Raw genomic sequence first — 21,758 nt, 5'->3', positions numbered from 1 at the left:
AGGCAGGTAAGATTCTTCACAACCTGCTCCTTTGTCCGCGGCCCGGGATTCCGAGTTCGTCCCGGTACTTCGCCACGGTCCGGCGTGCAATCTTGATACCCTCGGCGGCCAGTTTCGCGGCTATCTCGTCATCGCTCAGTGGCTTGGACTTGTCCTCCTGCTCAATAATCTGTTTCACCCTTTCCTGGATACTGGTGCGAGACTTGTCGCCGGCCCCAGCCCTAAAGAAGTGCTTGAGCGGAAATATGCCGAAGCACGTCTCGACGTACTTACCGGCGGTGGCACGCGATGCGGTTGAAGGATGCACGCCCAGTCGCTCGGCTGCGTCCTTGAGCGTCGCCGGCTTCAGGTATTCGGGCCCATGCAAGAAGAAATCGCGCTGGTCGTTGATGATGATTTCCATCAACCGCCGCAAGGTCCGACGCCGGGACTCGATGCCACGGAGAAACATGAGTGCTCGGGCCAGCTTCTCACGGGCGAACTTCACCTGCTCCTGGGAATACGCCTTCGGGTTGCGCAGAATTTCGACGTACCGGCGTGAAAGCCTGAGTCGAGGAAGCGAATCCTCATTCGCCTCCGCTACGAGCTGACCGTCCCGCCACTCCACACTGAAGTCCGGCGATACGTATTCGACCCGACCGGCAGCGAAACGACGCGCTGGGCGTGTCTCAAGCAAGAGTATCTTTGACACCGCGGCTCTAACCTCGTCCTCGGTCACACCGCAAAGCTTGGCAATCCGGTCCACCTTCTTCGCAAGCAGAAGGTCCCAGTGTCGGGTTACAAGCTGGCACTCGAGACTGGCCGGGTCTGCACCTGCCAGCTCAAGCTGGACAGCAAATGACTGCTGTTGATTCCGACACCCGATGCCACCCGGCTCAATGCGCTGAATCAGGTAGAGTATCTCCCGCAACTTGGGAAGCTCAACCCCCTGATTCTGCGCCAATTCCTCCTCACTGACAGATAGGAAACCATCTTCGTCCAGCGCACCCAGCACCCCCTCTGCGATCGGCATATCTTCCTCTGGAAGTACTGCCCGCAACCTGGGCAACAACACTTCTCTCAGGTCCGGTTCCGGTCCGGCCGCAAGCTCTATCGGGTCCGGTCTGTCGTCTGACCCGAGTGAACTGGGCAGGCTCGGCAGACCGCCATCATCCGGCATCAGGTCCTCAACTGAATACTCATCACTCGGCTGCGGCTCAGCCGGGTCCTCGGTCTCGCCGGGCCTCAGCTCATCCGACGCACCGGGCGAGTCGGCCGGATCGCCTCTGACCGGTTCATCCGGCAAATCGGCGAGCAGCTCCTCGGACGTCTGCAGCTCCACACCTGGATCAGGCGATTCTCCGGCATCATCTGCTTGCTCCAGAGCCGGGTTTTCCTCCAGTTCCTGCCTGACCATTGCCTCAAGTTCGAGTGTCGGCACCTGCAACAGCTCGAGATTGAGGATAAGCTGGGGCGACAGTACCAGGTCCAGCCGTTGATTGAGTCCCAGTTCCAATCTCATATCCGGAACCGCTCGCCAAGATACACCTGCCGGGCCTTTGGGTCATTGACCAGGTCGTAGGAAGTCCCGGACAAGAGCACCCGCGCGTCGTACATAATATACGCCCGGTCAGTAATCTCAAGCGTCTCCCTGACGTTGTGGTCGGTAATCAAAATGCCAAGCCCCTCATTGCGCAATCGGCGCACGATATCCTGGATTTCCGCACGCACAATCGGGTCAACGCCGGTGAAAGGCTCATCCAGCAACAGGAATGAAGGCGAGCTTGCCAGTGCCCGGGCCAGCTCAACCCGGCGCCGTTCGCCACCGGAAAGGGTCGAACCCTTCTGCCGTGCCAAGTGCAGCACATTGAGCTTACTGAGGAGTTCCTTGGCACGTGCCTCAACCGTTCCCTTTTCCATTCCGAGCATCTCAAGGATAGCCTTGACATTATCAAGCACCGACAGCTTGCGGAATATTGACGGCTCCTGGGACAGATATCCAAGCCCGCGGCGTGCACGTTGATAAACAGGCAACCGGGTAATGTCCTCGCCGTCCAAAAGAATCCTTCCCCGCTCGGGCTGGATAAACCCAGTAATCATGTGGAAGGTTGTAGTCTTGCCCGCACCGTTCGGCCCAAGCAGTCCGACGATTTCTCTCCGGCCGAGCTCGACGCTCACACCGTCAACCACCCGGCGCCCGCTAAAGGCCTTCACCAAGGCTTGCGCGACCAGCCGGCCGTCTACCTGCCCAGTTCCGGATTCTAGGCCCCGAATTCCCACCTCTTGCGGCAAACTACCCTCCTCCGCTGCCTGTTGGCCGGACCAGCCGGCCATAGGCGAGCTCGTGCACTTCAATCGTGCCGACTTCACCATTGTCCATTCTGACTATGATTTTCGTACCGGCAACCTCAACCTGGTCCCCAGCCTCGGTGCGATATCGACTGGCCGCATCCCCGACGATTTCCACTCTGTCCAGGCTCCCATGCTTCACCACAATCGTCACGGTACAACCTGTGGTGCGGCTTGAGGAATCGGTCACGACTGGCGAACCCCAAGCAACGCCCGAGTCTTCGGAAGTCAGGTACAGAAGCGAGTCGCACGTTAACTGCGCCCGGCCTGATTCAACCTGCACCTTGCCTGCAGCCAAAGCCCTTGACTCTCTCGCAGACCATTGCATCTCGGATGCGGTCACCACGACCGAATCTTTGTCCTGCACCTGAATCATTCTCGGTCGGTTTTCCACCCGGCCGATGTCCTGACTCAGGTCATAATCTCCCTGGCGACCCTCAAGCCGGAAATCACGCGAGCGGCCCTGGACCACAAGACCGTCGCGCGCATACACTGTGTGCCTACTAATAACGTACTCCAACTTCGGCGCGAACACAAGGATAGACTCCTGTTCTACCCTCACGTTGCCAACAAGCTCGGTCCGCTTCTCGTTCAGGTAGTACACACAGGAATCAGCCCGAACCACCCCGTCCGGATTCTCAATGACGACCGACTCGCCGATAACTGCCACACCCTGCGACTCGCTTACCCTCGCCCAGCCCGCGGTGATTCTTGTTTCACCGTCGCTGATACGCACACTGTCCCGGAAGAAAGTTACCTGTCCTTCGGTCGTGCGCACGATTTCCATCTTTTTCGCATACAGCTCGGCAGCAGGCGAAACCGAGTAAACTAGCCACAAGAACAGTATGGACATCGGGTATCGGGGCCTACTCACTGTCTTCCCGTGCTCTCTGCCGTCACCACGGCGGTGTCATTTCCTATCCCGAACCGATAGCTCGAACTACCCTGCACCTCGCTCTGAATCTCAATCCTTGACAGCCCGGCATCAGAGACCAGACCGATACCCGAGACCCTGCCTTTTAGCGTGACAATTTCGACCGGTGCGTCCGTTCTCACCAGCTTCGTGTTATTGTTCCACAGGAGCGAATCAGTCCACAACTTCGTGCTCTCCTCAGTCGCGACACTTACGTGACCATAAGCGACAAGATCACCAGTCCTTGAACGTATCACGCCCCGGTCAGCTACAAGCACTGCATGCACCTCGCTGCCCTCATAGAAAAGCACCCTGGGCAAGACCACGTCAACCCGCTGCTCTGCGTCATACACGTACGCAGTTTCAGCTTCAAGCGTATAAAGCCGTTCGCCGCTTACACTCTCGTGCAGTATGAATTCCTCGACTATCTGACTGGGCAGAGAAGTCACCTCTGCCTGCGGCCCACCCTTCGGGCAACCAGTAACAAACACTACGAGTAGCAAGAGGCCAACGGCAAGAAACGGATTCCTGACCAATGACCGGCCAGCAGTACCTAACAATGCTCGCCAGGGAACCTGTCCAATTTGTTCTGTTCTGGTTCCGGCTTGACTGGTCATAAGGCGTCAGCTGTTGTCTGTACCGCACCCGCCTTGCCCCAGAACACCCACTCTTCCGGTCTGGCCCGGACCTGTGCAAGAAGCGCCTCGAGCGCATTCCTCTCGTCTCCGGGAGGATACGCTACAACCCGCAACTTGCCTTGGCTGAGGTACGCAAACACCGGCACAAGCCGACCCCGGGCTGACCGCTCTTCCTGAAAGTGGCATTGCTCCACTTCCCGGTCACCTTGTCTCTCCTTTGTCGTGCAACGACTCCGCCCCACCACGGTCTGAAGCCGGAATGGCAGGCCCGGCATGCCAAACCGCACTGTACCCGATTCTGGCCAGACTCGCTGCACACGAGAAGTGTTGTCAAGCATGAATCCTACAATCTGAGGCTGGTGAGCCATACGTGCCAAATCCAAAAGTGTATGTGCTATGCGGACCCCCCGGGTCTGACGCATGTCGTCGAGCATCCAAGCCAGTTTTGCCTGCCTTTGGATCCCAGTAACCACGGTAACCTGCCGTCCGAACCGAGCAAATGCCCGGGGCAGAAACTCCCATGCCCCGAAGTGAAAAGATGCCATAGCCGCATGCAAATCTTGTTCCAGAATGGCACGGATATTATTCTCGCCGACAATTATCGCTCTGTCAACGAGTAAGCCTCCGAGCCGCCTGCCTATCTGCGTCATGAGCGCCAAGTTTCTACCCACACGCCAGCCGTTCTTGAGCCAGAACCATCGGCCGACACGACACCCGAGAACAGCGGCATTTAGCCGGATCTCGTCCCGACAGTCTGGCCGGAACGCAAGATACAGTAGAACAAGAATACGAGAAAGGACTATCGCCGGACTAGGAGGCAGTGACCTTACCAGCCCGAGACAGAATGCGGCTATGCTCACGCGCGGCCTTCATGAAGCCAAGAAACAACGGGTGTGGCCGCAATGGCCTGGACTTGAACTCCGGATGGAACTGGCAGGCAACAAAGAATGGGTGACCTTTGACCTCGACTATCTCGACCAGTGTGCCATCCGGCGAACGGCCACTTGCAACCATACCCTTGCATTCGAGCAGCCGCAGAAAGCGGTTGTTGACCTCGTACCGGTGACGATGCCTTTCAGAAATCGTCCGGCGACCGTAGCAGCGGTAGGCCACACTACCCGGCACCAGCCGACACGGATATGCCCCTAATCGCATCGTGTGCCCCTTCCGTCGGACCGCCCGCTGCTGAGGAAGTAGGTAGATCACCGGGTAGCGCGTTCTGGGATTGAACTCGGTTGAGTTGGCATCGGCAAGCCCACAAACGACCCGTGCAAACTCAATCACGGCAACCTGTAGTCCGACGCACAGTCCAAGGAAAGGCAACCGGTTCTCTCGACAGTAAGTAACTGCCTCAATCTTACCCTCCATGCCCCGAATGCCGAACCCGCCCGGCACAACAAGACCAGACAAACCGGCAAGCTTCTCGTGCACAGTGCCCGCGGTGATGCCCTCGGCCTCAATCCAGCGTATCCGGGCCCGTACCCCGACTCCGGCCGCAGCATGATGAATTGCCTCAATCACCGACTTATAGGCATCGTGCAGTCCAACATACTTGCCGCATAGGCCGATGTCGAGTTGCGGCCCGGCATGCTCGGTCGCGTGCACAAAACGGGTCCAGGCGGAGAGATCCGGTTGCCTTGTTCGCAGCCGAAGCCGACGGCATACAAGCTCATCCAGCCGCTGCTCGTGGAACACAAGCGGCACCTTATAGACTGTATCCACGTCCAGCGCCTCGATGACCTCCTCGGGCCGAACATTACAGAAAAGCGCAATCTTGTCCTTGGCCTCCTTGGGCAGCGGCGACTCGGCTCGGCACATTACAATATCCGGCTGGATACCGATTTCGCGTAGCTTGTTGACTGAGTGCTGAGTCGGCTTAGTCTTGAACTCGCAGGATGCCCTGATGTACGGTACAAGGGTCAGATGAATGTAAACCACATTGTCTCGGCCTTCTTCAAGTGCAAACTGCCGGGCAGCTTCAAGGAACGGCAGTCCCTCAATGTCGCCCACTGTACCACCGATTTCAGTTATCACCACATCGTGATTATTGGCTAGCTTCCTTATCCGGTTCTTGATTTCGCTCGTGATGTGCGGTACCACCTGAATGGTACGGCCGAGATACTCGCCCTTACGCTCCTTCTCGATCACCGACAGGTATATCTGGCCGGTCGTGAGATTGTTGTCCTGCGAAAGGTTGATATCAATGAACCGCTCGTAGTGCCCGAGGTCTAGGTCGGTTTCAGCTCCATCATCGGTAACGAACACCTCTCCGTGCTGGAACGGACTCATTGTGCCTGGGTCAACGTTGACATAAGGGTCAAACTTCAGCGGCACGACGGAGAGACCTCGACGCTTCAAGAGCAGCCCGATTGAAGACGTGGCGATACCCTTACCCAGGGATGAAACAACACCACCGGTGACAAAGATGTACTTAGCCATCAGCCGCTAGACGCCTGATGTTTCACGCATCATCCTGCGTGCGGATACCGGCGCCAGGCGTGAGGCGCAGGGTATCGAACATCCCCTATCCCTGGCGCTGCTTGTGCTTGGGGTCGCGCTTGCAGATGACCCGGACAACACCCTTACGCTTGACCACCTTGCAGTGTGCGCAACGCGCCTTCACCGACGTTCTGACCTTCATTGCAATTCCTCCATCAATTTCACTTGAATCGGTAGATTATCCTGCCGCGATTCAGGTCATATGGCGAGAACTCTACCGTGACCCGGTCACCCGGCAGGATTCTTATCCAGTTCATCCGCATCCGGCCCGACACGTGCGCAAGGACCTTGTGGCCGTTTTCCAACTCCACCCGGAAGGTGGCGTTGGGCAACGCCTCGGTAATCACGCCCTCAAGCTGGATCAGGTCTTTCTTAGCCATTGGTCAGTATAACCGGCTCGCTGCCGGTGACAAGTATCGTGTTTTCATAGTGCGCTGAAGGTAGACGGTCGCGGGCCACGACCGTCCAGCCGTTTGCCGCGGTCTCTACCTCATACCCACCCATGTTCACCATCGGCTCGATTGCCAGCGTCATCCCTGGCACAAGCTTCATACCTCTGGCCCGCGTAACGAAGTTCGGCACCGATGGTTCCTCATGCAACTCCAGCCCGACCCCGTGACCACACAGTTCTCTTACCACTGAATAACCTCGTGCCTCCACATAGCGCTGCACCGCAGCGCTGATATCGCCGACCCGGTTTCCAGCCCTGGCCTTGGCTGCACCGGCCCAGAATGCCTGTTCGGTTGCAACACACAAAGCATGAACTTCTGGTGACACTTCACCAATCTCGAAAGTCCGGGCCGCATCAGCGATGCAGCCGTCCTTGGTTACGCCGACGTCAACCTTCAGAATGTCCCCTTCTCGCAGCCTGCGTTCGTCTGGGACACCGTGCACAACCTCCTCGTTCACGGAAAGACAGACCGCACCAGGAAAACCCCGATATCCGAGAAAAGTCGGCTGGCCGCCATGGGACTTGATGCAATCTACGCAGACTCTTTCCAGTTGTTTCAAGGTGACCCCAGGCTCAATCACCACACTAATTGCTCGGAACACCTCAACAACGATGCTACCGGCCAGCCTGATACCTTCGATTTCGCGCTCGGTCTTGATGTGCACCGCCACCGCCGGCCCTCACTCTGCGCGCGCACCATCAACTATCTGCCTAAGCTGCTCGAACACGCGGTCCCGACCAATCTCGCCCTCGATGCGTTCGAGTCGGAAATGGCGCTGATAGTAGTCAATCACCGGCTCGGTCTGCTCGTGATAAACTTTCAGTCGGGCCCGGATTGTCTGCTCGCGGTCGTCGTCCCGCAGGTACAGTTCCCCGCCGCACTCGTCGCACTTCCCGTCGAGACGGGGCGGGCTAAACGTCAGGTTGTAGATTCTACCACATTTTCGGCACTGCCTTCGGGCCGACAAACGCTTCACAACCTCCTCGTCCGCCAAATCAATAAGCACTGCTGCATCAACCGCAAGCCGGTGACCTCCAAGCACCCGGTCCAGACCTTCAGCCTGGGGCACGGTACGGGGAAAACCGTCATACACGATGGACTTGCCAGCATGCTCTGAGAGGAAAGCATTTACAACCTCAAGTACGACATCATCCGGTACGAGCCGACCCGAAACAACGTATTCTCCCACTTCAAGTCCGACTGGAGTCTTGCGCCTGATATGGTCACGAAACACGTCACCGGTCGAGTAGTGCACAAAACCGAGTCGGTCGCGCAGAAGCTCGGCCTGCGTGCCTTTGCCACCGCCAGGTGGCCCAAGAAGGACAAGGTTCAATGGTTTCACTGCGGGTATATCAGTTCAGCGCAAGTGTATTTCCTTTTCATCGTATGTCAAGCTGGCCAAGAACCAAGGCACCGGGCAAGGTCCTGCCTGCCCGGTGCTTCCGGATCGACCTGTCAGACTAGGTCAACAAACTAAACTCCGCTACCTCTGCACAACCAGCTTCTGTGTCTGCGTCAAACCCTCAGCATCAAGTCGGACAAGATAGACGCCACCAGCAAGCCTGCGCAGGTCAAGCGTAACTGCACCAACCCGATTACCGGCGAATCTCTGCTGTCTTATTGCCCGGCCGGCTGCGTCAAACACCGTGACTACAAACGGCCCGGGCTTGAGCAGACTGTAGCGCAGTGTGGCGAAGCCTGTGGCTATCGGGTTTGGGCTGATTGCTAACCGCAGACTGCCAACTGCCGACTTGCCTGTCTGCACCCCACTCCGGGCTTGCGGTGTGAAGCTTGAGGCTTCTAGCGCTGGCTCGACATACCGCCACAGCTCGTAGCACTTATTGCCCTTCAGGGCAAAGAAAATGCCGCCAAGATAGCTCACAAGGTCGCCGCCCGCCTTGACCCGCTTCTTGCTGCCAGTCGAACCATTGCCGGGCACAGTGTCAAGCTGACTCCATGTATCGCCATCTGGCCAGTACTTGAAGAATCCCTGGGTATTACCGCCTTTGAGCGCGTACAAGTTGTCGCCGAACCAGGCCCCGGCCGCACCGTCCGCTGACTTCTTATTCTTGTCTCGGCCCCCTTCAAAGCCCTGGACCGGCATGCCCGAAAGCGGAGCTCTACACCAGGAGTCAGCGGCAACGTCGTAGCGGAACATAAAGTGGTGCGGGTTCTCCTGGGTCTTGTCGTAGTACTTTGACTGGTGCGCATAGATGGTGTTCACACCGTCATACACAAGGAACGAGCCCTTGTCGTACTTCTTGGCATTCCCGCCATACGGCACCTCTGGCAGCGTATCCCATCTCCGAGCCAGTGGGTTATACCGGTAGAACTCGGTCTTGTAGCCCTTGAGCAGATACACGCAGCCAGTGTCCCTGTATGTGGCAAACACCATGTCCGTGCCACCTTTGACCCGCTTGCCATACGGCCCTTCAGGCACGCCAGGCATGGAGTCCCACGTATTGGTGGACACATCGTAGCGCCAGAATCCGAGGGTACTATTACCCTTGGTCATATAGATGTACCGCGCTCCGTCTGAAACACCCACGCAGCCTTTGGAAGGCGGCTTTACCTTGGCGCCCTCATTCTCCGGTATCGGCCTCTTCTCGTGCCATGTCCCGGAGTCACCCTCCATGGGATTGTACATGTAGAAGTCGGTCGTCTTATTGCCCTTAGCCGCGTACAGCACTGGCAGAACGTCAATGCCAGTGCAGTGCGTAACCATCCACGCACCGTCCTTGGGCGGCTTGGCCAGAGTCGGTTCCTCTGGCATCGGGCTAACCTCAACCCAACCGGGCCGGCCGCCGGTGGCCAACTTTACGCGGAATCCCGTCTCGTCCGAGAAATCCGAAGCGTTCCCCGCATAGTCGAACGAACGAACTCGCCACGTATAGCTGCCGTTGTTCAGACTCTGGCCTGAACAAAGCTGGTAGTGCGAATGGTCTTCGTTCACGTTCTGGGTCACGACCCTCGGAAACCCCGGGCAGAGCGAGTGCGTAGCGTCATACAGCTCAACGACAAAACTTCGCGCATCCTCAACCGGGTTCCAGTCAAGCAATGGCAGCGAAACGTGCACCTCCTCACCCGGAGCCGGTGACACCAGCTCGGGCACTGCAGGCGGAGTCCGATCAACCCAGAACCAGAAAGCCGGCGTCTGGGGCAAAGACCAGTTGCCCGCAGAATCCCGTGCCTCCACGGTCCAGAAATACTGCCCGTCTGTCAACGCGTTAGACGGAAACTGGTAGAATGAGTTGTCGGCACCATATGGTTGCGCTATCTCCCGCGGGAATCCGGCTAGAGAAATACCGTCCTTCTTCACATCAAGCCGATAGCGCCGATTCTCCTCGCCCAGCTTGGCCCAGTCCAAAAGCGGAGCATTGTTTCTCGATGTATCCTGCTCCGGCCCGTCGCGCATCGGAACCTCTGGTGGTGTCCGGTCAATACTTATCCGCCGTGTGCTCCACGGTCCGGAACCAGCAACATTGTTACCGCGCACCCGCCAGTACCAAGGCTTCAGCTCCGACAGGTCAGCCGGCGGAGGCCAGGACAACACGTCAAGCCCGGGCACATCATAAAGCGTCGGCGAAAAAGCGGAGTTGTTGGCAATCTGTATCTGGTAAGTCTGTGCCTCCGCCGCCGCATTCCACGAGAACGTTGGCCTGGGGTTCTGAATCGTATCGCCGTTGTTCGGCCCGGTCAGCACCGGCGCTGCTGGCAACACTCTAACAGTGAAGGTCCACTGGTCGGCAAAGTAATTACCCTGGCCTGCCCGGTTTTCCGCTGCGCAGTCCCAGTCATAAGTGGTCGCGTTCGACAGCGGGCTTGATGGCTGTGCATAGTTGTTACTCGTTTCTATCGTGGGACCAACCTGACTGCCGCCTTGGAATATTCTGAACCGGTATTTCGTTGCGTCCGGAATCCAGGCCACTCTCATTGTCGGCAGGTATGTCGAAACAGAACTGTTGTCTGGTGGCTCCAGCGGTGTCGGTGCTGGCGGAGGCTGCGCCACGACCCGGAACGTCCAGCGGCTGCAATATGGACCCCAGCCAGCAGAGTTCTGGACCCGGCAGTCCCAGTCATACCATGTATTGTTGTTCAGGACGTAGGGCGAAGGATACCAGGCACAACTGTCCGACTGACCACTTGCCACTATGGTATTACCGGGATTATTGTATATCACAAACTCATACTTCTTGGCGTCGTACTGCGGAGTCACGCGGAACTTCGGGCTGAAAGTATTGACTGTCGAACCGTTTGCCGGCGTCTCCTGTACCGGCGCATGAGGAAGGTCGTGAACAAAGAACCACGAAGAAGCGCACGTGTCGCTCCAGCCGCCGGCAATCTCAGCTCGGCATTTCCACCTATGCCACTGCTCGTTCGCAAGCAGCGACGTCACCTGCCAGACCGGGGTCGTTGAGTACCCCTGTGCAACCTGGGTGCCTGCCGAGTTATAAACCCGGAAGTCAAAGTTTGTCGCACCGGGATAAGCGTTGACCTGAAGCAAAGGTTGCACAGTATCAACCTGTGCCCCTCCAATCGGACTCAAAGGCACTGGTGGCAGCCTAGGCGTAAAGCTTCGTGCCGCTGCCGCCGGACCCCAGCCGGCAACGTTGTGCGCCTTGCAGGTCCAGGTGTAGGTTTTGCCATTGGTCAAAGGCACGGTCATCGTCCAGTTAGTGAGATGTGTAGTCTCCTCCTCAACTAGGGTCACTCCATCCAGCACCCTGAAATTGTACGAGTCGGCATACTGCACAGCACCCACTGTCATAGTCGGCAGCAGAGTAGACAGCGTCGCACCGTCCGGAGGTGTGAGCAGTTGTGGAGCAGCTGGCAGCGGAATCTGCACTGTGAACGTCCAGCGGTCCGAATACGGGCCCCAATCAATCGAATTATGCGCCCGGCAGTCCCATTCGTACGCCCTGCCGTGAATCAAGTCCGAGGTTGGCGACCACGAACGCGAAGTGACTTCCACGTCGTAATCCCAGGTGGTATGTCCCTGCTCGCGCAGTCGGAAGTTGTACTTGTCTGCTCCGGAGACCGCAGCCACTTGCAGGGTCGGCCGGAACACTGTTGCCGTACCGCCATTTGGCGGAGATGGCGGCGACTCAGGACTTGGCTTTCCTGGTGCACCGGCTGGAATGTAGTCAACCACGAGCTGGGGCTTACGCCCCTCGCCATCGTTCCAGCCCTTGAAGCATATCTCCCACTCTTGCGCGCTACCCTCATAGTAGTGGTCATATCCAACGGCGAACCAGTTGGCAGTCAACCGATTCTCGAGGTCTTGCCTGGCCTGGGCCGAAAGCTCAGCTACCAGCCAGCCAGGAGGATTGGGACTCTCATATGTGCCATAGACGCAACCACTGCCAATGTCGTTGAAAAGGGACTGGTTGCCGGAAAAGTCGTTGGGAACGGTATAAGGCCGGTTGGAAATGTCTCTGATTACAACGCTGGTCGGTGGCTCCGGCACCTGAGTACTGGGGTAGCAGTACGTACTGCACCGAATTGACTGTACCGTACTCCCGTCAGGTATTGACGTCACATCCCATTCAGCAAATGCCCGTTCCTCCTCATTGTTCCTGATTGGCGACTTGCCACACTTCATATCTCCAAGATAGCGTCCGGGCGGGTTGCCGAAGTATGGGCTCTTTATGTAACCGCTGTAACCCGCTGGCTGCTTGATGACGACATTGTCAGTAGATTCCTGGCCAGATGCTGCAATTATCGCTCTGATTGAACCGTCGCCGTTGGAGAAATGGCGGGCATTTGCGGTCCGAAGTCCGGTGATTTCAGTCCCGCGTGGAAGAAAACCTGCCGCTGCCAGCCTCGCCTGGTCAAGACCAGACCAGGCCATGGCAGTCGAAAGAGCTAGAAGTAGCGCGAACACGGCCTGGCCGGTCATACAAAATCGCTGCATCGCTCCTCCAGGTTACTCTTGTGACAACCTAATCCAGCAGGCGATACCGGAACTCCGGCACCTGCCGCCACCATCAACCCGACCTGGTTGTCATCCGGGTCCTCTCAGCACAACCATTATAGCCCATACCCATGGAAGGTCAACGGTCATCGGACACCGGGGCGAGCAGGGTACTGGGTAGCCGGGCAACTAGAGACCGGGCAGGGGACTAGGCAGGAAGAAAGGCAGCCCATTAGGCAGCAAGTCCCGGTGTCCACCCCCTAGGGACTAGTCCATTCCGGGGGCAGTCTCTGAAGGACTTGGCAGAATACTGGCAGAACTACTCTTGAGACGACTCTCAACCTGACTTGTCATCCAAGTTGCCACATGACTCCTGTTCGGACTGACCGCTGAATCTCTAGCCGAACCGGCTGCCACCCCCATGGCAGAACTCTCCATCTGACCTGCCGCTGAACTTCCGGCTTGACTCGCGGCCTGACTCCTGGCGTCACTGGTCAGGCGACTTGTTCATTGACTTCCCGACACACTTTCCGACGGACCTTCCCAGAGACTCTCGAAAGGACTTTCCCAAGCACTGCTCAACCAGCATGCGAAACCACCTATCGGAGCAATCTCCAGGCCGACGCGCTACAGCACACCCGGTTCCTGCAACAAGCAGGGGCGGCTTGCAGCCGCCCCTGCACACTGGTCCGGTTGGACCTGACCGTCCTACCGCTGCACCACTAGCTTCTGCGTCCGCGTCAGACCTTCTGCATCGAGTCGAACAAGGTAGATGCCCGCAGGGAGCCTTCGCACATCAAGCGTCATCGCACCGGTCCGGTTGGCACTGAATGCCTGCTGCTCGACCGCACGGCCAGCAACGTCGAACACAGTCACCAACACCGGCCCGGGCTTGGCCAAGCTGTACCGCACCGTCGCCCAGCCGTTGGCCAACGGATTAGGCGAGACGCTCAGCGCCGAGCGCTGAGTGCTGAGCCCAGCCTGGACTCCATAGCGGTTAGCTGCGAGTGGCAAGCCGAGAGCAGCTGGCCCCTCGACGTATCTCCAGAACTCGAACGTCTTGTTACCTTTCAGTGCGAAGAACGCGCCACCACCCCAGCTCACAAGGTCGCCGCCGGACTTCACACGCTTCTTCTTAGCGGTTGAGCCGTTGCCCGGCACTGTGTCAAGCTGGGTCCAAGTGTCGCCGGCAGGGAAGTACTTGAAGAAGCCTTGCGTATTCCCACCCTTTAGCGCGTATAGGTGACCGTCATACCACGCACCAGCCGCACCGTCCGCTGACTTCTTCTTCTTGGTTCTGCCGCCCTCCAGCGCATAGACCGGTATGCCTTTCTTCGCAGTCCTGTACCAGGAGTCACCGGCGATGTCGTACCGGAACATATAGTGATGCGGATTCTCAGCCGACTTGTCGTAGTACTTCGCCTGGTGCGCGTAGATGAAGTTCTCGCCGTCGTACACAAGGAAAGAACCCTTATCGTACTTCTGCTTGCCCATGCCGTACGGCACTTCGGGCAGCGTATCCCATCTGCTCGCTAGCGGGTTATACCGGTAGAACTCGGTCTTGTACCCCTTCAGGAGATACACGCAGCCGGTGTCCTTGTAGAGCGCGAACACCATATCGGTACCACCTTTCACCCGCTTGTTGTAACGGCCCAGCGGTACTCCGTCAAGGCTGTCCCATGTATTCGAGGCCGCATCGTACCGCCAGAACCCTAGGGTGTTGTTGCCTTTGGTTACGTAGATATACTGGCTGCCGTCCGACACACCAGCGCAACCTTTAGAAGGCGGCTTGGTTTTTGTGCCCTCAGTTCCAGGAATTGGCCGTTTCTCATACCACGTCCCGGAGTCACCGGCCAGCGGGTCGTACATGTAGAAGTCGGTCGTCTTGTTGCCCTTGGCTACGTACAGAACGTTGTCTCCGTCCGTGACAGGATGCTTCACAATCCACGCACCGTCCTTGACCGCCTTCTCAGTCGGGGTCTTAGGCACCGGTCTAACCTCCTGCCAGCCCGAGCTCCAGGCTGGTGCAACAACGAAGTCGCGGTCGCACCAGTCGTTCAGATTCTCCTCATCACCCGCGAGTTCGGTCGTGCAACGCACTTGGAAACTGCCCTGCGGCGTTGCAAGCCAGGAGTGGAGTGTGAACTCAAAGTCCATTGACCCACCTGACGCCAAGCTCGCAATCTCCTCGGCCTCATTGAACACCTCGGCATCGTTCTCATCCGTAATGATGCAACGGACGGCAAACGGTCCCTCAGTCTCGGTACCGTAGTTGCGGACCGTCATCTTCGGGAACACGGTCGTGTTCTCGCGGACCGTACCAAGCGGAGCGAGCACCGTGTGCACACCAACATCGTGCAGGGTCGCGACGACGTCGAAGTCGTGCTCCTTCTTGTCGTTTCCAGGAACCATGTCGCCGGTCAGCTCGGTCTGACATCGCACATGGTACGTTCCTACTGGCTCTGCGGTCCAGAAATGGTTCTCGAACTCGAAGTCCACCGACACACCCGATGCCAGGCTCGCAATTTGCTCAACCTGGTTGAACACCTCGGCGTCGTTCTCGTCCGTAATGACGCAGCGGACATTGAACGGCCCTTCGGTCACGTCGCCGAAGTTCTTGACCGTCATCCGGGGATACACATCCTGGCCAAGGCCAACGACCGTTGCCGGACGCAGCACCGCGGTCACGCCCACGTCGTGGAGAACTCCGCCCGCCTGGGTAGTGAAGTCGAAGTCTTCGTTACACCTAGTCGGAACCGGATTCGAGTTTCTCGCCTCAATCGCCCAGTAGTAACGTCGGTTGCCGGCGAGACCTGAATACGCGTAGCTCGTAACGTTGCCGATGTCATCGTCGTACAACGGCGGTGGCGAGGTCGTGCCCAGATACACGTCATAGGTCGTAGCACCGTCTGCCGGTTCCCAGGTCAGTTCGCCTGAAGTAGGAACTCCGGTTGCATGGTTCGGAGGAGTCAGTAGGTCGAATGCACCCGGGGCCGCTTCAACAACCGTGAAACCATCGGTCAGCGTCGCGGTACCGCCGCCCGGTCCCGCATTGATAACCGACACATCGCGTGGACCAAGCGCCGCAGACGCGTCAATCGTGATGTTGGCAACAAGCTGGGTCAGACTGTTGACCGTCACCGAATTCACCGTGATATCGGCGCCAAAGTCAACCGTGGTCGCATCACCGAAGAAGTTGTTACCGGTGAAGCTCACATCCAAGGTTGCAGTCCGCGCACCGATATTCGGTAGAATGCCTGTCAACGTCGGCGCCGGGTTGGTCACCGTGAAACCGCCGCTCAGCGTCGCAGTACCGCCGCCTGGCGCCGGATTGGTCACAGATACGTCTCGTGCACCGGTAGCTGCAGCAGCCGCAATCGTGATATTGGCGCTGAGCTGGGTCGGGTCTGTCACCGTGACCGAGTTGACCGTGATGTTGGTGCCGAAGCTCACTGTTGTGACATCCTGAATGTAGTTGCTGCCATCGAACGTCACGTCCAACGTCTGCAGACGGTCGCCGGATGTTGGCACAATGCTCGTCAGCGTTGGTACAGGATTGGTCACTGTGAAACCACCTTGCAACGTAGCGGTACCGCCGACAGTAGTAACTGCGACATCGTGTGGCCCGGTCGGTGCAGTCGCCGCAATCGTGATGTTTGCCGTCAGCTGAGTCGGACTGTTGTACGTAGTTGAGTTCACGGTGATTCCGGTGCCAAAGTTTGAGCTGGCCCCGGGCGCAAAGTTGCTTCCATAGATAGTTACATCGCCCGTCCACAGACGCGGACCAACGTCAGGTACGACGCCGGACACCACCGGTTCTGGTGGCGGCAGCAGAATCAACTTACCGTAGTACTGCGGGTAGGTACACTGCGCGTCTGAAATCTCAGACCGCCACCAGCCGTACCATGTCGCAGACGCAACTGGGCCGGCCAGCTCAAACAGCCACAGGCCGCAGGTGTCGCCATTCGGGTTCAGATTGAGATTCCACAGGTCTGAGCCGAATGGTATCCTGGCCTCGAATACCATGTGACCGCTGCTGGCGCTGGAGGCACTCTGGCTGCCGGTTGCAGGCATCCACGTACCCGGGCTCGGCGGGCTGGTCGGCATCCATGGTCGGTACTGCACCTGGTCGGCCAAACTGCCGTTCACCCAGATACTGTGCTGCCCCTCTGTCAAACCCATCTCCCATACGCCATTGTTGTTTTCATCACAGAAGAACTGAATCTGGTCCTCGATGCTCCGATTCGGGTCTTCCGGCATGGAATAGGCCATATACAGGTAGTTTCCGTCGTGCAGAAGCCATCCATACGCTGCCTCAGGCCCATGCGGCGTGCCGAACCAGCCGAACACATTGGAGGCGTTGAAAGCGTATGCCTCGTCCCACTCACCCGGCGACATCGTACCATCTATTGTCGGTGCGGCGTCGGTCATTATTCTGTTGGAAAAGAGCGTGTCCGCAGTCACAAGGCAAATCATGCCCCTATGGTCATTGTTCGGATTCTGGTCGCCGGAAAGGTCAGTGTACGCATCAATCGTGTAGCCGTGCCAGAGCAAAGCCGCGACTTCCCAGTCAGGCAGAAAGTTGACATCCACCGAACTGCCTGAAGGCAGGACTGAAATCTCTCTGTAGCCGGTGTACTCTGGCGTGCCTTCGCGCTCGGCTACAAAGTAAACCGGCACATCGTACTCATCACTCGTGCCAAAATTGGTAACAGTGACCGTTGGAGTGATCTGCTCGCCAGTGTGGACCCGGGCTGAGGACGGCTCAAGTATCGCACTGACGCCCACATCGTGAGCCAGTGTTGTCCGGTCCTGAATCTCATAAACCGCGATATCGTCCCACCAGCTGTTGATAATGCAATACCCGGCTGGCCTGATGACGCAACAACCCGAGCCCCAAGTGTAACTCACCCGCTGAAGTGCCGTACCTGTCAGCTGGTCGTACACCCAGAGGTCGACACCATCAGCCACGTACAGCCGTTCGCCCTGACCATCTCTGCCAGTCGCAGCAAGCTGACCGTCCTGTCCATAGCCGCCTGGCATCGTGACGTACTGTGCCGGCCAGCCGGGCAGCTTGGCTCCGGTTAGAAGGTCGAAGTTGTATAGATAGCCCCCGGAGTAGGTTGTAACATACACGCCATTGTCCGTTACCGTAGGCACCTGACAGTCAAAACCGCCTGAAACTGCAACACTCCAGACCAGACTGAGGTCAGAAGCCTTGAAGCACCAGACGTGTCCGCCGCTCGACTGAGTAGCCGCACTCAGCGCATACACATATCCGATTCCGTTCACCTCGGCATAGGCAGTACCGCCCCAGGCCGGCTCGCCCATTGACTGGCTTACCGCGACCTGAGTCTTGGTCGTAAGATTCCACTTCTCGACCCTACCCGGACCGATGTACGACCCACAGGCTGGATACATGAACTGGCCGTCAGTTGCCTGACCTCCTGACCAGCATCCGGTTCCGGTAGTAAACTGGGGGAACGAACTGATGGCACCGTTACTGAGGTCTACCTCAAGTATGTGCCCGGGGCCAATCGTTCCATTAAGCTGGTCGTAGTCAAATGTTGCGTAGTACGCCTTAGTTCCGATAATTGTCGGTGTTGCAAAGTGCCAGACCGGCATGTTGATATCCCATGTCCGAGTCCAGAGCGGAGCTCCGTCGGTCACACGGAAAGCACCCGCAGCAGCCTCAGTACCGCTAGCGCCACCGCCGGTATAATGCGCGGCAAGCATGTACTCGGTACCACCATACGAGAAGATTGCGTAGCATCCCTCCCAGTAGCCGGTGCCTCCAAGCGACCGCTCCCACAGAACCGTTCCATCGGTTATGTCGTACGCCCTGATATACCCCGGGCCACCGAAACAGACAATGTCACCAGCAGTGACAGGGTGCCCATTCCACGGTGCGCCACCGTATGGCCAGTCATCCCAAAGATACGGCTCCAGGACGTCACTCAGAGGCACGGACTTTATCCAGGCGCAGTTCTCGGTCTCGTAGCCGCACTCAGGCCAGTCCCACTGGGACAGAGCATCAGTCGGCACCCACGGTGTCTCAAGCCTGCGAATGCCGCTCTGCGCTTGAGGCTGGCCTGGAGTCACTACATCACCGGCTGACTTCAGCAACTGTAGTCTGTCTGGTCTATGGCGAAGAGCCTGGACTTGTTCTACCCGCGCGCTCAGTGACTGTGGTCTGATTGACACAGACGCAGCATTGGCAGTTATCCATAGTGCTGGGAGCACCAGGACTGCCAGCGCAACACATACACGTCTCATTGTGGCCTCCTTATCATTCCTGTGCACCCTTTACCATCTCACCCCACCCAAACAGCTTCCGCGATGTAGACATCTGAAACTGCCTACGGCAGGGTTCTGTTGATTCGCATCCGGATGTAACCCTGGAGCACAGATTCTGCGCTCCGACGCTCGGTCTATTCTATGCCCCTGGCCCCTGCTGTCAAGTACTTCATCGGCACCGTCATCTCAGCCTTACTTGGCTTGACACTCGAGCAGCCAGCGGTAGAATCAAGTGAGATGTGAATCTGCCGCCTCACCTAACGCACAGCGTCGTGGCAAAACAGCACAAATCTGAGTAACTTGACATGAGGCGCACAAGGAGGAAACATGGAGAAGCTCCGTACCTATACCTTCGTCTGCCTCGTCCTGTTCGCGCTTGGCCTGCTTAGGGTCGCAACCGCCGGCTGGGACCCAATCCAGCAGCTCACCAGTGGTCCAGACAATGCATCTCTACCGACCAAGGGCAGGAGCTGCGCTACGCAGGGCAACTACGTCCATCTTGCCTACGCTGGTAAACTCAGTGCAACCGATGTCGTACTCTACATGAGGAGCACCGACCAAGGCTCTACGTGGCAGGCTCCGGTTTTTCTCGACTCGGCCACATTCGGAAACAGGTTCGGGTTGTATGCCGACGGAGCCGGCGTTCTCCACTTTTTCAACTGCCGCAAGTACACCACCAACATTTACTACCGCCGTTCGACCAACAACGGCGAGACCTGGGAACCGGCTGTCGTGCTCACCAGCCCTTATCAGGAACCTGCGTATGCTGCTGACGATGAAGCCCGCGCCTACGTGCTCGACGTCAATTCGAGCGGTGACCGCGTCCAGCTCTGGAGAACGACGAACAGCGGTCAGAACTGGGAAGGTCCTATTGTCGTATGCCAAGGCGCTAAGTACGACGCGGTCCGTGTCACCGCTGACCACCAGGGCAGGGTGCACGCAATCTGGCGGTGCGGTACGACCGTGGGGCAGGTCTGGTATGCCCGCTCAACTGACAACGGGCTGTCATGGAGCACCCCGTACCAGACAACAAGCTACGACTCAGGAGCCACGACCAAGGGCGTCTATTCTGACCGTAGTCAGGCAATTGTTATCACATTCAGCTGCAACCGGGAAGACGACTATGTCGTTTCCTCGAACGGCGGGTTATCCTGGGGCACACCGCGGGCTCTCCCTTGGCCAGGCCTTGGAATTGAAGATTGCTGGGCCGACGAATACAATGGCCTCCATGCGCTCGGCCTCATGTCCAGCAGTCGGGTTATGTACTTTCGTGGGAACGAGGCTGCTTCCGGCTGGGGCGATACAGTTGAATTGACCGGATTCCCGTCCGGAGCGGTTCGACAAAACCCCATGGTCGTAATTGACGACGACCACAATGTTCACGCCTTTTGGATTGGCCGCGAGAGTGGAACTAAGCAGGTGTACTACCGCCGCGGTCTGGGTGTGGGGGGCGCTGCAGAGCCAATTTCACCGCAACCGGGCCGAGGCCCGCGGTTGCTGCCGAATCCGGCTCGGACTGTCGTCTTCCTGCCTGGACACGACCCAGTACAGCTTTTCAACCATCTTGGGCAGAAAGTCGCGGAACTTCACCCCGGGACCAATAACATTTCCTCATTGCCGAATGGCCTATTCTTTGCAACATCAGCAGGCTCCGGCGCCGCTACATGTCTGGTCAAGCGCTAGCAATGATCATGGCGAGCTGATAGGAGGTCCCATGAGGAAGCATTCGTTGCCGAACGTTTTGTTCCTACTTGCGTTAGCAGTCTCGGCCGCGCAGGCCGGATATGCAATCACTGGTTGGCTGCGGACGCGAGACTACACCGTACAGATTGACAGCGTTACCTGGTACGTTCCTCTGGTGCCCTATCCGATTTGTCACCCCACTCCCGACTGGAAAGGACCTCCAAACTCACAGGACTCATGTATGTTTCCTGTCATCCAGGGCCGCCCAAGCAGAGCGATCATCCGCTACGGCGTTGACTCGATACCCAACCTGCGGCTCGAGATAATGCCCTATCTCGAAGATACGTGGTACACACTGCCCGTGTCTTTGGGTCAGCGAGACGACGCCCTCCCGCTCGTTCAGTTCAAAGGAACGGTCACTGCCTTGGAAGAATTGTCTGCCGGCATGGCAGCGCGGCACGAACCGTTAGTCAAACCAAGCATCGTGCAGAACCGGGTCTGGATTGACTTCACTCAGACACGCGATGAAGAACTCAAAGTCCTGCTGTACGACCCTGCCGGCCGCGTCGTGCGGACCATCTGCCAAGAGCGGCTCCGGCCTGGCCGGCACATGTTCACGTGGGACTGCCACGATGACGCAGGCCACCGCGTACGCCCCGGCGTGTACTTTGTCCGCCTCGAAACCGGCACCCGGACAGCCAGAGCCAAAATCATCGTTCAGGACTGAGCGGCGACTACCAAAGGAGTGGCGGCTCTGGGCCGCCACTCCTTTCTTCGACATGACTTGCCGGGCCAGTCCGACAAGTCGAACTTCCACTACCTCTGCACCACGAGCTTCTGCGTCCGCGTCAGACCTTCTGCATCGAGTCGAACAAGGTAGATGCCTGCAGGAAGCTTGCGCAGGTCCAGCTCTGCCAAACCGACCCGGTTCGCAGTGAATGCCTGCTGCTCGACCGCACGGCCAGCAACGTCGAACACAGTCACCAACACCGGCCCGGGCTTGGCCAAGCTGTACCGCACCGTCGCCCAGCCGT

General features: G+C 58.0%; 15 protein-coding genes. 2 read left to right on the top strand and 13 right to left on the bottom strand.

Translation table 11 applies throughout. The features are described from left to right. Positions 1–16: 16 nt before the first annotated feature. The 12 genes from rpoN to ABIL25_04245 form a co-directional block, all read right to left on the bottom strand. On the bottom strand, positions 17–1,501 hold the full coding sequence (gene rpoN, locus ABIL25_04300; GenBank protein ID MEO0081501.1) for an RNA polymerase factor sigma-54: 1,485 nt from the start codon (positions 1,499–1,501) through the stop codon (positions 17–19). Continuing rightward, the gene (gene lptB, locus ABIL25_04295; GenBank protein MEO0081500.1) at positions 1,498–2,313 is read right to left on the bottom strand and encodes an LPS export ABC transporter ATP-binding protein; all 816 of its coding nucleotides are present in this window, start codon (positions 2,311–2,313) and stop codon (positions 1,498–1,500) included. The genes rpoN and lptB overlap by 4 nt, the downstream gene beginning before the upstream one ends. Further along, positions 2,273–3,181 (bottom strand): LptA/OstA family protein, encoded by a 909-nt coding sequence (locus ABIL25_04290; GenBank protein MEO0081499.1) that lies wholly within the window; start codon positions 3,179–3,181, stop codon positions 2,273–2,275. The genes lptB and ABIL25_04290 overlap by 41 nt, the downstream gene beginning before the upstream one ends. Positions 3,182–3,198: 17 nt before the next feature. Beyond that, positions 3,199–3,858, bottom strand: a complete 660-nt coding sequence (gene lptC / locus ABIL25_04285) for an LPS export ABC transporter periplasmic protein LptC (protein MEO0081498.1) — start codon at positions 3,856–3,858, stop codon at positions 3,199–3,201. Continuing rightward, positions 3,855–4,529 carry a hypothetical protein gene (locus tag ABIL25_04280; protein ID MEO0081497.1) on the bottom strand — a complete coding sequence of 225 codons (675 nt, stop codon included), beginning with the start codon at positions 4,527–4,529 and terminating at the stop codon, positions 3,855–3,857. The genes lptC and ABIL25_04280 overlap by 4 nt, the downstream gene beginning before the upstream one ends. Before the next feature lie 160 nt (positions 4,530–4,689). Then, complete coding sequence (locus ABIL25_04275; GenBank protein MEO0081496.1) at positions 4,690–6,318, bottom strand: CTP synthase; 1,629 nt, start codon at positions 6,316–6,318, stop codon at positions 4,690–4,692. An 85-nt stretch (positions 6,319–6,403) separates the two neighbouring features. Further along, positions 6,404–6,520, bottom strand: a complete 117-nt coding sequence (gene rpmJ / locus ABIL25_04270) for a 50S ribosomal protein L36 (protein ID MEO0081495.1) — start codon at positions 6,518–6,520, stop codon at positions 6,404–6,406. Between the two features lie 19 nt (positions 6,521–6,539). After that, positions 6,540–6,758, bottom strand: a complete 219-nt coding sequence (infA, locus tag ABIL25_04265; GenBank protein MEO0081494.1) for a translation initiation factor IF-1 — start codon at positions 6,756–6,758, stop codon at positions 6,540–6,542. Continuing rightward, positions 6,751–7,494, bottom strand: coding sequence for a type I methionyl aminopeptidase (gene map, locus ABIL25_04260; GenBank protein MEO0081493.1), 744 nt, complete (start codon positions 7,492–7,494; stop codon positions 6,751–6,753). The genes infA and map overlap by 8 nt, the downstream gene beginning before the upstream one ends. 15 nt (positions 7,495–7,509) lie before the next feature. Further along, a complete protein-coding gene (locus tag ABIL25_04255) occupies positions 7,510–8,172 on the bottom strand; it encodes an adenylate kinase (protein ID MEO0081492.1) in 663 nt (220 codons plus the stop codon). Positions 8,173–8,313: 141 nt separating this feature from the next. After that, positions 8,314–12,744: a T9SS type A sorting domain-containing protein gene (locus tag ABIL25_04250; protein ID MEO0081491.1), complete on the bottom strand. Its 4,431-nt coding sequence runs from the start codon at positions 12,742–12,744 to the stop codon at positions 8,314–8,316. 708 nt (positions 12,745–13,452) lie between these two features. After that, complete coding sequence (locus tag ABIL25_04245; GenBank protein MEO0081490.1) at positions 13,453–19,020, bottom strand: T9SS type A sorting domain-containing protein; 5,568 nt, start codon at positions 19,018–19,020, stop codon at positions 13,453–13,455. 348 nt (positions 19,021–19,368) lie between these two features. Here ABIL25_04245 and ABIL25_04240 point away from each other — a divergent pair, with 348 nt between their 5' ends. Next, positions 19,369–20,724: an exo-alpha-sialidase gene (locus ABIL25_04240; protein MEO0081489.1), complete on the top strand. Its 1,356-nt coding sequence runs from the start codon at positions 19,369–19,371 to the stop codon at positions 20,722–20,724. A 31-nt stretch (positions 20,725–20,755) separates the two neighbouring features. Continuing rightward, the gene (locus tag ABIL25_04235; GenBank protein MEO0081488.1) at positions 20,756–21,451 is read left to right on the top strand and encodes a FlgD immunoglobulin-like domain containing protein; all 696 of its coding nucleotides are present in this window, start codon (positions 20,756–20,758) and stop codon (positions 21,449–21,451) included. A gap of 89 nt (positions 21,452–21,540) precedes the next feature. Here the strand turns inward: ABIL25_04235 and ABIL25_04230 are convergent. After that, positions 21,541–21,758 (bottom strand): T9SS type A sorting domain-containing protein (locus tag ABIL25_04230; protein ID MEO0081487.1); only part of this gene is annotated, 218 nt, incomplete at its 5' end.

This window comes from candidate division WOR-3 bacterium (assembly GCA_039801365.1).
Classification (GTDB): domain Bacteria; phylum Hydrothermota; class Tepidihabitantia; order Tepidihabitantales; family Tepidihabitantaceae; genus JBDRUN01.
This window is presented reverse-complemented; position numbering and strand designations above follow the sequence as displayed.

Bases quoted from the DNA above. Each gene is read 5' to 3' on its own strand.
- rpoN (MEO0081501.1), bottom strand. From the start codon at position 1,501: ATGAGATTGGAACTGGGACTCAATCAACGGCTGGACCTGGTACTGTCG.
- lptB (MEO0081500.1), bottom strand. From the start codon at position 2,313: ATGGCCGGCTGGTCCGGCCAACAGGCAGCGGAGGAGGGTAGTTTGCCG.
- ABIL25_04290 (MEO0081499.1), bottom strand. From the start codon at position 3,181: ATGTCCATACTGTTCTTGTGGCTAGTTTACTCGGTTTCGCCTGCTGCC.
- lptC (MEO0081498.1), bottom strand. From the start codon at position 3,858: ATGACCAGTCAAGCCGGAACCAGAACAGAACAAATTGGACAGGTTCCC.
- ABIL25_04280 (MEO0081497.1), bottom strand. From the start codon at position 4,529: ATGACGCAGATAGGCAGGCGGCTCGGAGGCTTACTCGTTGACAGAGCG.
- ABIL25_04275 (MEO0081496.1), bottom strand. From the start codon at position 6,318: ATGGCTAAGTACATCTTTGTCACCGGTGGTGTTGTTTCATCCCTGGGT.
- rpmJ (MEO0081495.1), bottom strand. From the start codon at position 6,520: ATGAAGGTCAGAACGTCGGTGAAGGCGCGTTGCGCACACTGCAAGGTG.
- infA (MEO0081494.1), bottom strand. From the start codon at position 6,758: ATGGCTAAGAAAGACCTGATCCAGCTTGAGGGCGTGATTACCGAGGCG.
- ABIL25_04250 (MEO0081491.1), bottom strand. From the start codon at position 12,744: ATGCAGCGATTTTGTATGACCGGCCAGGCCGTGTTCGCGCTACTTCTA.
- ABIL25_04245 (MEO0081490.1), bottom strand. From the start codon at position 19,020: ATGAGACGTGTATGTGTTGCGCTGGCAGTCCTGGTGCTCCCAGCACTA.
- ABIL25_04240 (MEO0081489.1), top strand. From the start codon at position 19,369: ATGGAGAAGCTCCGTACCTATACCTTCGTCTGCCTCGTCCTGTTCGCG.
- ABIL25_04235 (MEO0081488.1), top strand. From the start codon at position 20,756: ATGAGGAAGCATTCGTTGCCGAACGTTTTGTTCCTACTTGCGTTAGCA.